This is a genomic window from Dactylosporangium sp. McL0621 (assembly GCF_049995355.1).
Classification (GTDB): domain Bacteria; phylum Actinomycetota; class Actinomycetes; order Mycobacteriales; family Micromonosporaceae; genus Dactylosporangium.
This window is the reverse complement of the sequence record NZ_CP188259.1, coordinates 8,661,926-8,674,032: the sequence shown is the minus strand read 5'-3', so window position 1 is coordinate 8,674,032 and position 12,107 is coordinate 8,661,926. Positions and strand designations below refer to the sequence as shown.

Below are 12,107 nucleotides of genomic sequence, written 5' to 3'. Positions count from 1 at the left end.
TTGCTGGGATGCTCCTGTGAGCGCTCCCAGTCTTCGGAGGCCTTCTCGGCGGTGTCAACCCAATGACAGATGTTGATTGATTGTGGGACCGTTCACGGCCTGTCGCCCTTGGTAGTTCCATGTTTTCGATCATGGCCTTGGTAAGCCGAGCTGGGCCAGCCACTCGTCGACGGGGTGGCCGAGGTCGTCGGCGTGGTCCAGCCACAGCGCGGCGCGCTCCTCGTCCTCCTGGACCTCGCTGCCCATGAGGTACATGACGCCGAGCGTGGCCGCGGCCCGCGCGTTGCCGGCCCGCGCCGCGCGCTCGTAGTAGATGACGGCGAGCCGCGGGTCGTGGACCGCGCCGTTGCCGGTCGCGTGGGCGGCGCCGAGGTTGTACAGCGCCCGCGGCTGACCCAGCTCCGCGGCCCGGTGCAGCCAGCGGGCCGCCTCGGCGTCGTCGCGGTCCACGCCGGCGCCGGTGGAGAACAGGACGTACAGCTCGAAGGCCGCATCCGCGTCGCCCTGCTCCGCGGCGCGCAGGTGGTGCTCGACCGCCGCGCCGGGGTTGCCCAGCCACTGCTCCAGCAGGCCGTACTGGTACCCGGCGGCCGGATGCTCCCGGGCGTGCGGGCGCAGCCAGGCGCGGGCCGCCTCCTTGGCCGGCCCCGAGGCCTCCCGGGCGCACCGGGCGAACAGCAGCGCGCCCTCGCGGTCGCCGAGCGCGGCGGCCTCGGCGAAGCAGCGCAGCGCCCGGCCCCGCGCGTGCTCGGCCGGGTCGTCGAACGGCAGCCAGTCCGACCACGGCGCGGCCGGCAGCAGGTCGCCGTCGGGGCCCAGATAGCACATGCCCAGCTCCCGCCACGCCCGCGCGCTGCCGGCCCGGCCCGCGGCGCCCAGGCCCTCCACGACCGTGCCGGCCGCCGACTGGGGCAGGATGCCGATCATCATGTCGGCCCGGTTGATGCGCTGGGCCAGCTCAACGTACTCGTCCTCGTCCACGCTCCCGATTTTGTCGTACCCCACCAGTACGCTGCGTGCATGGCCGAGGCATTCCACACCGTTTCCGACTACCGCACCGCGATCGAGCGGGTCAGGGCGGCCGCCGCGGCCTATTACAGCGGACCCGACCTGGACATGGACGACGCGGACTACGACGCGCTCATGCACCGCGTCGCGGCGACCGAGACGGCGCACCCGGAGTGGAAGCCCGAGGACTCCCCGACGGAGGTCGTGGCGGCCGGCGCGGGCGTGGTCGGCGACGTGGTGCACACCGAGCCGATGCTCAGCCTCGACAACGTCTTCGACGAGGAGACGCTGCGGCGGTGGGCGGCCCGCCTCGACAAGCTGCTCGGGCGCCCGGCCGCCGGCTACACCGTCGAGCCGAAGATCGACGGGCTGGCCATCGCCGCCCGCTACGAGGCCGGGCGGCTGGTGCAGGTGGCGACCCGCGGCGACGGGCGGGCCGGGGAGGACGTCACCGGGCAGGCCCGGCGGGCCGCGGGGCTGCCGGAGACGCTCGCCGAGCCGGTGACGATCGAGGTGCGCGGCGAGGTGTTCATGACCGAGGCCGACTTCGAGATCGCCAACGCCATGCGCACCGGCACCGGGGAGCCGCCGTTCGCCCACCCGCGCAGCGCCGCCGCCGGCACCCTGCGCGCCCAGGACCGCACCTACGACGCGCCGATGTCGTTCCTGGCCTACGGCGTGCGCGGGCTCGGCGAAGGGCCGCACTCGGCGGCCATGGCGGAGCTCAACCGGCTCGGCATCGCCTCCACCGCCGGCACGCCGGTCTGCGAGACCATCGACGAGATCCTGGTCGCGGTCAAGGAGCTGAACGAGAACCGGGCCGCGCTCGGCTACGGCATCGACGGCGCCGTGATCAAGGCCGACCAGCCGGCCGACCGCGACCTCGCCGGGTCGTCGAGCCGGGCGCCGCGGTGGGGAATCGCGTACAAGTTCCCGCCCGACACCCGCACCACCCGGCTCAAGGCGATCGAGGTGCAGATCGGGCGGACCGGCGTCATCACGCCCGTCGCGGTGCTCGAGCCGGTGCAGATCAGCGGCGTCATCGTCACCTCGGCGACCCTGCACAACTTCGACGACCTCGTGCGGCGCAACGTCCGCCCCGGCGACACCGTCTTCGTCCGCCGCGCCGGCGACGTCATCCCCGAGATCACCGGGGCCAAGCTCGACGAGCGCCCCGCCGACTCGGTCCCGTTCGAGCCCCCGGCGACGTGCCCGCGCTGCGGCGGCGAGATCGACCGCACCCAGAAGCGCTGGCGCTGCACCACAGGCCGCGCGTGCGGCGCGCGCGAGGCCCTGTCCTACTACGCCAGCCGCGACTGCCTCGACATCGAGGGCCTCGGCGGCAAGATCATCGACATGCTCATCGCCGCCGGCCGCGTCACCGACCCCGCCGACCTCTACGACCTCGACGTGCCGACGCTCCTGACGTTCGACCGCATGGGCGAGGTCTCGGCGGGCAAGCTCGTCGCCGCCATCCAGGCCTCCCGGTCCCAGCCCCTCGGCCGCGTGCTCACCGGCCTCGGCGTGCGCATGACGGGCCGCTCCATGTCCCGCCGCCTGGCCGCGCACTTCGGCACCATGGACGCGCTGCTCGCCGCCTCGCCGCTCGACCTGCAGGAGGTGGAGGCGGTCGGCCCGGAGCGCGCGGTGACGATCGCCGCGGAGCTGGCCGAGCTGCGTCCGGTCATCGAGCGCCTGGCCGCGCGCGGCGTCAACATGTCCGAGCCCAACTTCCGCCCCCGTCCCGCTGCCTCACCCTCCACCTCCACCTCCACCTCCACCTCTCCCTCCACCTCCACCTCTCCCTCCGACTCCGCTTCCGCCGGCTCCGACCCAGCCCTCGCCGCCGCCGAGCCCTTCGTCCGGTTGCCGCTGCAGAAGGAGGACGGCACCCCGATGACCGTCGTGGTGACCGGCTCGGTGCCCGGCTTGACGCGCAACGAGGGCAACGAGGCCGTCGAACGCCTGGGCGGCCGCTCCTCGGGCTCGGTGTCGAAGAAGACGGACCTGGTGGTGGTCGGCGAGGGCGCGGGCTCGAAGGCGGCCAAGGCCGAGGACCTGGGCGTGGAGATCATGCCGGCCGAGACCTTCGCCGAGCTGCTGCGTACGTCGGGCCTCTGACCCCTCCGCCGGCTGTCGTCGGAGCCCTCGCCCCTGAGACGTCCGCCCGCGTCGCGGCCCGCCGTGCTCTGGCGCGCCCTGCTCTGGCGCGCCCTGCTCTGGCGCGCCGCGCTTCAGCGCACCGCGTCGTGGCCCGCGGTGCCCCGGCCTTCGGTGCCTTGGCGCACGGTGCTCCGGCCTCCGTGTCGCGGCGCCCCGTGTTCTAGCTCCGTGCCCCGGCGTGCCACGTGCTGGCGTGCCGAGCCCTGCTCTCCCGTGCCGTGCTCTGTCTCCCGTGCCGTGCTCTGTCTCCCGCTGCCGTGCCCCATACGCTGCCGTGCCGCGCCCCGTGCCGTGCCGTGCCGTGCCCCGCGCCGTGCCGTGCCGTGCCGCGCGCCGTGCCGTGCCGTGCCGCGCGCCGTGCCGTGCCGCGCCCCGTGCCGTGCCGTGCCGTGCCGCGCGCCCGTGCCGTGCCGCGTCGCGCCCGTGCCGCGTCGCGCCCGTGCCGCGTCGCGCCCGTGCCGCGTCGCGCCCGTGCCGTGCCGCGCCCGTGCCGTGCCGTCCTTTGGCTCCCGCGCCTCGGCACGCCGTCATCTCGCGCTCCGGCCCGGTAGTGCGGCCACGCTGGCCATGGTTTTGCACCTTCCCTTCTCGCACGATCGGGCTGTGACCTCGTCGGTTGTCGCTCGTTCGCAATCTCTATACACTGTACAGAGATTTCATCACGGGAGGTGCCAGTGCGGGTTAGTTCGTCTGCGGTGTCGTTCAACGTCGGTGATGCGGCGGCGTCGAGTGCGTTTCTCCGGGAGCACTTCGGCTTCCGGGAGGAGATGGCGGCCGAGGGGTTCGCGTCGCTGACCCGGGACGACGTCGGGCTCAACGTCATCTTCCTGCGGTGCGGGCTGCCAACGCTGCCGGAGGAGCAGCGTGACGTGCGGGCCGCCGGGGTCATTCTCGCGTTCGTCGTCGACGACCTCGAGGGGGAGTTGGAGCGGCTGGAGCGGGCCGGTGTTGCGATCACGATGCCGTTGACCGTGGAGGAGTGGGGCGAGCGGGCCTTTCAGGTGCGGGACCCCAACGGCGTCATCGTCCAACTCGTCGACTGGAACGGTGCGCCGGTCACCTGAGAGAACCGGTCCGCCGTGCGCGTCCCAGGGTCGTGGGCGACAGAAGTGTGCGCCCGGGCCGTGGGCGGACGGAGGTCTGTATCCCTCAGTCCTGGGCGGACGGGAGGTCTGTGTCTCTGAGCGTGGGGATAGCGCCTGGGCTGTGGGGAAATAACGGTCCCTGGGCCGTGGAGGCTGGGCCGTCGGCGGAGGTCTGTGCGTCTCGGGCCTGAATGGAAGACTGTGCCGAGAACGAGTGTGCCGCCGTCGAATCCCTGTGCGGGGGTCGGCGGCGGCACGGTCGTCTTCTCAGTGGGTAACTTTCCAGACCCAGACGTCGACCATGTGCTTGCCGGGGCCGAAGAACTGGTCCGCGGTCTGGTGTACCGCCTCGCTGTTGTTGTGCTGGTCCGGCAGCACCAGGTAGTCCGCCTGCCAGTAGGCCAGGTCGGCCTTTGCCTGGGCGAGCTGGTCCGGGGCGATCTGCGGCACCGTGCCGTCGTTCGCCGCCGTGTTCAGGATCTGCATCGTCGGGCGGGTGTGCGGGCCGAACATGGCGGCCTTGTTCGGGTCGTTGTCGTCCGGGACCAGGAAGTAGCCGCCCGCGATGCGGAAGTCCAGGCCCGCGCCCTCGGTGGACCAGCGCATCACGTCCAGGCCCTCGAACCAGCCCATCGGGATGCCCACGACGATGGAGTTCTCCGGGATCTCGGCGCGCCAGGCGTTGGTGCTGAAGAACGCGGGGATCGGGGAGCGCGGGGCCGCCGGCTGCGGGGTGGGTACGAGGGGGACCAGGGCGATGATCAGGGCCACCGCCCACAGCCAGCGGGCCGCCGGGGTCGTCTCCTCGAGCTCGGGGCGCCTGTCCGTCTTGACAGCCACCGCGCCTTCGGACTTTTCCGGCATCGCGGACGACTCGGCGGCTAGGACGCCGCGCGGGTCGGGCCGGTCGGGGGCGGGGGAGTCGTCGGGGTCGGGTCCGGAGGGCTCGGCGGGGGGTTGGGAGCTTCCGGCGGTACCGCCAAAGGGGGTTGAACCGGCGACGGCGGGTGCCGGGAGGCCGACGACATAGCGGTCGACCAGGAGCGCGAGCATCACGCCCAGCAGCGGGGCGATCACCAGGCCCAGTCGCGTCGGCACGACGGAGTCGAAGAGCGGCAGCTCGTGGACCCACTTCCAGGGGCCGTGCCAGGAGGTGTCGGCGCCGTTGTACTTGATCACCGTGCCCAGTGACAGCAGGGCGAACACGAGCGCCGTGATGAACAGCGCGCGGGCGGCGCGCTGTCGCCACAGGGCCACGGTTCCGGCCAGTACCAGGCCCAGCAGCGGCCAGCCGAAGAACGTGTTCTCCTCGGTCGCGCCGCCCATTTTCTCGATCACCGACAGATCGTCGGGCGCGAGGATGGAGCGGCGGCTGAACTCCTTGAACGAGGCGAGGTCGCTGGAGAAGCCGTGCACGAAGTCGGGCAGGCCGTGGTACGCCTGCGGGCCGAAGAACTGGTGGTAGAGCGGCACGGCGAGCAGTACGCCGGCGGCCACCGCACCCACCAGCAGGGCCGGCAGCGCCGTGCGGACCGTCGGGAGGTACTCGCGCGGGTGCAGGTACGCCAGGAGGAAGATGAACATGGCGACCGCGGTGAGGAAGAGGATCTCCTCGTTGATGAAGCACTGGTAGAGCACCACGGCGCCAAGCACCAGGCCGCGGCGCACCGCGGGGCCGGGCTCGCGCAGGCGCAGGACGTTCCAGACGATGAAGGGGATCAGGAACTGCCCGGCGATGTTGGGGTGCCCGGTGCTCTGCGAGATCATCGAGGGGGCGAAGCCGCAGAAAAGCCCACCGACGTACGCGGCGGCCCGCGATGTGACAACATGCCGGGAAAGAATGTAATACCAAGCGGCCGCGGTGCCGGCGAGGGCGATGGTGTCGATGAGCACAAACGTGACGCCGGCGCCGAACAGTAACGTGATCGGTGCCAGCGGTAGTGCCAGTCCGAGAACGGAAGTGTTCGCCATGAGATTGACACCCACGGGCGCATTCAGCTGATCGGTGAAGAACGGGTTGTCACCGTGAGTGAAGAGGCGTGCCGCATGCGTCAGCACCCACTCGAAGAAGATCTGGTCCTGGTTGTTGTCGGCAAACATCCGGCCCTGTGGATCGGCCCACAGGTGCTGGAGCACCAGCACGGCGCCCACGACATAAGTGAGCAGCGCAACCGCCGTGACCCGAACCTCGCGGGTCTTCTCCCCGAATTTCACGGTGACACCATAGTTGCCGTCCGAAGTGCGGCGTAGGGGCTGGCGGGGGACTATCAACGCCGATACACTACGCCAGTTCTGCCAGACATGATCAGTATTCACGTAGGGGTGCAGAGTGCCGAATCCGGATGCGGCAATCCTCGGAGACCAGGCCATCCAGTCGGAGGTGCTCGAGGGCCTGGCGATGGCGAAGAACCACCGCAAGTGGTTCGTGGCGTTCGCGACGCCGTTCCTGGGCGATCATCCGATCGAGGTCTCCGCCGGTCTTGGTGACTACGCCGCGGAGTGGCTCGAGCACACCGCGAAGATGACGCTCACCGAGGCCGAGCACAGCCGCATCGTGGCGCTCAAGGAGCGCTTCGCCGACAATCCCGGCGTCAGCGTGCGCGAGCTGCTGCTGCCGAGCGATGTGAGCGCGGACCACAGCGCCGCGATCTCGTACAACGTGCTCGAGCACATCGACGACGACATCGGCGGGCTGCGCACCATGCGCTCGCTGGTCCGCCCGGGCGGCTACGTGATCAACGTGGTCCCGGCGTTCCCGTTCGCGATGGGCCCGGCCGACATCGCCACCGGACACGTGCGTCGCTACACCAAGAAGACGATGCGCGCGGCCATGAACGAGGCCAACCTCGAGATCGTCAAGCTGCACTACGCCAACTCGCTGGGCCTCATCGGGTACTACGTGTCGACCTGCCTCCTCAAGCAGATGCCCGGCCCCGGCCCGATGGTCAAGTTCTACGACACCACGGTCGCCCCGCTGACCCGGTTCATGGAGCGCGGCTTCCGCCCGCCCTTCGGCCAGTCGGTGATCGCGATCGGCCGCCGCCCGCTCGAGGGCTGACGGCCGCGCCCCGGACCGGGGTGCTCATCTCCTGCCCCAGGGCGTGCGAAGCCCTGGGGCATGCGCCGCGCGGTGGTCTGCCACCCGCGGCGTTTGTCGTTTCCGGCCGATTTGTGCCGCGTCCGGTTCACCCGGAAAATCCCCTTCGCATCGCCCTCTGCGCGGGCCCGGACTCGCCTTGCCTGGCCGCCTTTCCCGCCGCTGATTTCGAGCCGGCTCAAAGCACATTCGGCTCGATCATACAAAATCATGAAATGTCCGGAATGTCGCGGCGCGCAGCGCCCGGCATTTCGCTCAACCCAACGAACCGAACGGTTCGAGAAATCGGCCTGAACGGCGGCAATCCAAAAGGCGGCGAAAACGGAAAGGCGAACCGGAAGCGGTACCGTCGGGCCCGTGCCCACCCGCCTGCGCCGGCTCGTGCTGCCCGTGTTCTGCGCCGCAATCGGGCTGCTCGCGTTCTGGCTGGGCACGGTCGAGGGGTACGGCTTCGTGCGCTGGGCCGGCCTGGTCGTCATCGGCCTGTCGGCCCTCGGCGCGGTGTTCGTGCTCATCGAGGACCGGCTCCCGGGCGCGCACGGCGCCGGAGTCACCGCCGCCGACCTGCGCCCGCTCGCCACCACCCGCGCCGAGCTCGCGGCCCGGCTCGGCTGGGAGGTGCGCAACAGCGATGCGCACCTGCTGGACTGGGCCCGCACCGGCCTGCTGGCCGACGGCGGCGAGCGCCGGGCCAACCACGTGCTGACCGGGGTGCGGCACGGGCTGCGGTTCGCGGTGTTCGAGTACGTCCGCCGCCGCCCCGGCGACGACGGCCCCGTCGGCACCACTGTGTGGATGGTGCTGCTGCCCGAACCGGTCCCGCCCTTCGAGCTCTGGCGCGATCCGCCGCACACCGACCGGGCCGCCTACCGGCCCCTCGCCCCCGGCTGGTCATTCCGGGCCGCTCATCCCGCGGTGGTACCACCCGTGCTCACCCGAACCGCATTGGCCCGTCTGGAAGAGGGCGGCCTCGTTCACCTGCAGGCGGAGGGCCCGACGCTGATCACCCACCGCCCCGGGTTCGCCTCGGCCGGCGGGGCCCAGTCCATCGTCGTGCGGGACGTCGAGCGCCTGCTGGCCGTCGCCCAGGCGCTGCCGGCGCCGTGAACCGTGCGCGCACGGGCGGTGCGAGCGTGCGCTGTGCGCGCACGGGGCGGTGCGAGCGTGCGCCGTGCGCGCACGGGCGGTATGAGCGTGCGCCGTGCGTACACGGCGGCGTGGACCGTGCGCACAGGGGCCGCGTGAGCGTGCGCTGTAGGCACGGGCGGTGTGGGCGTGCGCCGTGCGCGCACGGGGTACGGGCGGTGTGGGCGTGCGCCGTGCGCGCACGGGCGGTATGAGCGTGCGCCGTGCGTACACGGCGGCGTGGACCGTGCGCACAGGGGCCGCGTGAGCGTGCGCTGTGGGCACGGGCGGTGTGGGCGTGCGCTGTGCGCGCACGGGCGGTGGGGGCGTGCACTGTGCGCGCACGGGCGGTGAAACCGTGCGCCGTGCGCGCACGGGTGGCGTGAACCCGCGCTCACACGGGCGGTGCGACGAAGCGCCACGCGGCCGGGACGACGCGCCAGGAGTACTCGGTGAACGGGCCCGTCAGCTCCCCGTCGGCGTTGACGTGGAACGCGTCGCCGGTGATGTGCACCTCACGGGCCCGCAGGTGCAGCACATCGTCGCGGGACGGGTGGTCGCCGCGGCGCAGGGCCAGGGCGTACCCGGCCCGGGCGAGCGGGCCGACTGCGAACGACACCGTGAGGTCGGCGAGCCCGTCGGCCGGGTCGGCGTCCGGGCCCAGGCGCCCGGTACCCCCGGCGATCGTCGGGGCATTGGACAGCCCGGCCATGAGCACCCGGTGCCGGCCCCGGGCCACGACCCGCCCGTCGGCGCGGACCCGCAGCCGCCAGCCCTTCGTCGTGAACCCGGCCAGCACCGCGCCGATCGGGAACGCGGCGATGCGCAGCCGGCGCTTGAGCGGCAGCGCCCGCCGGGCCGCCTCCGCCCCGGCGCCCACGTGGACCGCGTTGACCACGACGCCGTCGCGGCCGGAGACGATCAGGTCCATCGGCCGCGGCGTGCCGGCGAGCGCCACCCGGGCCGCCGCCGCCGGATCGTCGACGGGGATCCCGGTACCGCGGGCGAAGTCGTTGCCCGTGCCCAGCGGAATGAGCGCCACCTCGCAGCCCGCGGCCTCGCCCCGGCGCCACAGCACGCCGAGCGCCGTGTGCAGCGACCCGTCACCGCCGACGACGACCAGCCGCCGCCCGTCCCGGCGGCCGAGAATCCGCTCCATGTCGTCGTCGGCCCGGCAGGTGGCCAGCTCGACGTCGGCGCCGCCGCGCAGCACGTCGAGCACGGCGCCGATGGTGTCGGCCTCGGTACGCCCGGCGCGTTCGTTCGTCACGACCAGCACGCGGCCCACGATAAGGCCCCCGCCCCGTCCGCGCCCGTCGGCGACGCTCAGGGCGCCGGGGTCCAGCCGAGGGCCGGGCCCAGCCGCGTCGCGATGTCGGTCAGGATCTGCACGTAGTCCTCGTGCGCGAACGTGAACGGCAGGGCGAAGGCGACCTCGTCGATCTCGCGGAAGGCCGCGTGCGCGTGCAGGCGCTCCGCGATCTCCGCGGACGAGCCGACCAGGTCCGGGGCGAACATCAGGCGCCCCGGGCCCTGCGGTGTGGCCGTGCGCGGCGTGCGTTTGGCGGCGTACTCGAGGTACTTCTCCCGCTGCTCCGGCGTCGCGCTGTCGGTCGGGATGACGACGAGGCCCTGCGACACCCGGGCCCGGGCGCCGTCCGGGTGGGCCGCGCGGAACGCCCGGACGTGGGCGAGCTGGATCGCGGCGAAGTCGGGCGCCGGGCCGTCGGGGTCCTCGGCCTTCACGACGCTGCTGGTGAGCAGGTTCATGCCGTGCTCGCCGGCCCACTGGGCCGAGCGCAGGCTGCCGCCGCCGTACCACATCCGCGCGCGCAGACCCGGCGAGTGCGGCTCCACGCGGCGCGAGAACACCTCGAAGCCCTCGGTGCCGTCGAAGTCGCTGGCCGGCTCGCCCGCGACGAAGGACAGGAGGCGCTCGACCCGCGCGTACGTGAAGTCCTCGGCGTCGGCGGTGTCCGGATAGAGCGCGGCCCGGACGTGCTCGTACTGCATCGGCGGCCCGACGCTGATCCCGGGGTTGAGCCGGCCGCCGGACAGCAGGTCGACGGTGCCCAGGTCTTCGGCCAGCCGTAACGGATTCTCCCAGCCCAGCGGCGTGACCGCGGTGCCCAGCTCGATCCGCGCCGTGCGCTGCGCGGCCGCGGCGAGCACGGTCAAGGGCGAGCTGATGCCGTACTGCAGGTGCCGGTGCCGCAGCCAGGCGCTGTCGAAGCCGAGGTGCTCCCCGAGTGCGATGACCTCGAGTGTGGACTCGTGTCCGGCCGCCGGGTCGGCGGGGTCGAACAGACCGATGGTGAGAAAGCCCAGCTTGCGCAGGGGTTGGCCGGCTGCCGGCATCGCGTGCTCCTCGAGTGTTTCATGTGGACGGTGTGAGGGGTATGCATCGGTCGTTCCGAACCCCTCATCCCCGGAGGCTGTCATGTCGGCTCAGGCCGTGCTCTACCTCATCGCCATCATCCTGCTCGTCGTCGCCGCGCTGCCGGTGCCGGTGCGTGGCGTGAATCTCGCGTGTCTCGCCGGCGCCTGCGCGCTGCTGGCGTACGCCTGGCCGACCATCACGGCCTGACCGGCGTCCCGGTGCGGGGTAGGCTGCCGGCCGTGCACCTCACGGTCATCGGCAACGCCGGCGCCTACCCCGACCCGGCGGCCGGCCGCGTCCTCGAGCGGTGCGGCGCCGGCGCCTACCCCGACCCGGCGGCCGGCCGCGTCCTCGAGCGGTGCGGCGCCGGCGCCTACCCCGACCCGGCGGCCGGCCGCGTCCTCGAGCGGTGCGGCGCCGGCGCCTACCCCGACCCGGCGGCCGGCCGCGTCCTCGAGCCGGGCGGTGCGGCGTGAGCCCGTCGCCCCGTGAGCACGCGGTCGCGCAGTACGCCGCCACCGACGGCCGGCTCGCGGCCCGGATCGCGCTGCACCAGGGGTACAGCACGAACCCGCAGGCCTGGTTCGCGTGGCTCGCCGAACGCCTGCCCCGGGCCGGCGACGTCCTCGAGGCCGGCGCGGGCACCGGCGCGCTGTGGGAACACGCCGGCACCGAAGGCCCGGCGACGCTGACGCTCACCGACTTCTCCGCCGCCATGTGCGCGCGGCTGCGCCGGTTTCCGGCCGCCCGGGTGGTGCGGGCCGACGTGACGCGGCTGCCCTTCGCCGCCGGGAGCTTCGACGTGGTCGTGGCCAACCACATGCTGTACCACCTCGACGACCCCGGCGCCGGCCTGCGCGAGCTCGCCCGGGTCCTGCGCCCCGGCGGCCGGCTCGCCGCGTCGACCAACGGGCCCGGCCACCTCGCGGAGCTCGACGCCCTCGGCCCCGCCGTCGGCCGCCCCGAGACCCGGGTGGGTACGCGGCTCAGCGCCTTCGACGCCGAGTCGGGCCCGCCGCTCGTAGCGCGCCACTTCGCCGGGGTCGCGGTCGAGCCCTACCCGTGCGACCTGAGGGTGCCCGAGCCCGAGCCGATCCTGGCGTACCTCGACAGCCTGGCCGACACCCCGCTCACCGCGCCGGAGCGGGCGGCGGCGACGGCGCTGGTGCGGGCCCGCATCGCCGCGGAGGGGGCCTTCACCGTCGCCAAGCGGACCGTGCTCATCACCGCAACCCGGCCGTAAATCCGC

11 protein-coding genes are annotated in these 12,107 nt (G+C 72.9%); 7 read left to right on the top strand and 4 right to left on the bottom strand.

The window, feature by feature from the left end; genetic code table 11:
* Positions 1-129 precede the first annotated feature (129 nt).
* Positions 130-981: a tetratricopeptide repeat protein gene (locus ACPPVO_RS41095; RefSeq protein WP_426503984.1), complete on the bottom strand. Its 852-nt coding sequence runs from the start codon at positions 979-981 to the stop codon at positions 130-132.
* 39 nt (positions 982-1,020) lie between these two features.
* Here ACPPVO_RS41095 and ligA point away from each other — a divergent pair, with 39 nt between their 5' ends.
* Both ligA and ACPPVO_RS41085 read left to right on the top strand, forming a co-directional pair.
* The gene (gene ligA / locus ACPPVO_RS41090; protein WP_426503983.1) at positions 1,021-3,129 is read left to right on the top strand and encodes an NAD-dependent DNA ligase LigA; all 2,109 of its coding nucleotides are present in this window, start codon (positions 1,021-1,023) and stop codon (positions 3,127-3,129) included.
* Positions 3,130-3,866: 737 nt separating this feature from the next.
* Positions 3,867-4,235, top strand: a complete 369-nt coding sequence (locus ACPPVO_RS41085; protein ID WP_426503982.1) for a VOC family protein — start codon at positions 3,867-3,869, stop codon at positions 4,233-4,235.
* A 288-nt stretch (positions 4,236-4,523) separates the two neighbouring features.
* Here ACPPVO_RS41085 and ACPPVO_RS41080 read toward each other — a convergent pair whose 3' ends face one another.
* Positions 4,524-6,470 carry a DUF6541 family protein gene (locus ACPPVO_RS41080; protein ID WP_426503981.1) on the bottom strand — a complete coding sequence of 649 codons (1,947 nt, stop codon included), beginning with the start codon at positions 6,468-6,470 and terminating at the stop codon, positions 4,524-4,526.
* 184 nt (positions 6,471-6,654) lie between these two features.
* On the opposite strand from ACPPVO_RS41080, the gene ACPPVO_RS41075 reads away from it, so the two are divergent.
* Positions 6,655-7,314, top strand: a complete 660-nt coding sequence (locus ACPPVO_RS41075; RefSeq protein ID WP_426514786.1) for a methyltransferase — start codon at positions 6,655-6,657, stop codon at positions 7,312-7,314.
* Between the two features lie 396 nt (positions 7,315-7,710).
* A complete protein-coding gene (locus ACPPVO_RS41070) occupies positions 7,711-8,460 on the top strand; it encodes a hypothetical protein (protein WP_426503980.1) in 750 nt (249 codons plus the stop codon).
* 412 nt (positions 8,461-8,872) lie between these two features.
* On the opposite strand, the gene ACPPVO_RS41065 is transcribed toward ACPPVO_RS41070, so the two are convergent.
* Positions 8,873-9,757: a diacylglycerol/lipid kinase family protein gene (locus ACPPVO_RS41065; RefSeq protein ID WP_426503979.1), complete on the bottom strand. Its 885-nt coding sequence runs from the start codon at positions 9,755-9,757 to the stop codon at positions 8,873-8,875.
* Positions 9,758-9,804: 47 nt separating this feature from the next.
* Complete coding sequence (locus tag ACPPVO_RS41060; protein ID WP_426503978.1) at positions 9,805-10,836, bottom strand: LLM class flavin-dependent oxidoreductase; 1,032 nt, start codon at positions 10,834-10,836, stop codon at positions 9,805-9,807.
* An 82-nt stretch (positions 10,837-10,918) separates the two neighbouring features.
* Between ACPPVO_RS41060 and ACPPVO_RS41055 the strand changes: the two genes are divergently transcribed.
* From ACPPVO_RS41055 to ACPPVO_RS41045, 3 genes are read left to right on the top strand one after another with little or no spacing between them, the layout of a single operon-like run.
* The gene (locus ACPPVO_RS41055; RefSeq protein WP_426503977.1) at positions 10,919-11,065 is read left to right on the top strand and encodes a hypothetical protein; all 147 of its coding nucleotides are present in this window, start codon (positions 10,919-10,921) and stop codon (positions 11,063-11,065) included.
* Between the two features lie 32 nt (positions 11,066-11,097).
* Positions 11,098-11,334, top strand: coding sequence for a hypothetical protein (locus tag ACPPVO_RS41050; protein ID WP_426503976.1), 237 nt, complete (start codon positions 11,098-11,100; stop codon positions 11,332-11,334).
* Positions 11,331-12,101 carry a class I SAM-dependent methyltransferase gene (locus tag ACPPVO_RS41045; protein ID WP_426503975.1) on the top strand — a complete coding sequence of 257 codons (771 nt, stop codon included), beginning with the start codon at positions 11,331-11,333 and terminating at the stop codon, positions 12,099-12,101. Before ACPPVO_RS41050 ends, ACPPVO_RS41045 begins: the two co-directional genes overlap by 4 nt.
* Positions 12,102-12,107 lie beyond the last annotated feature (6 nt).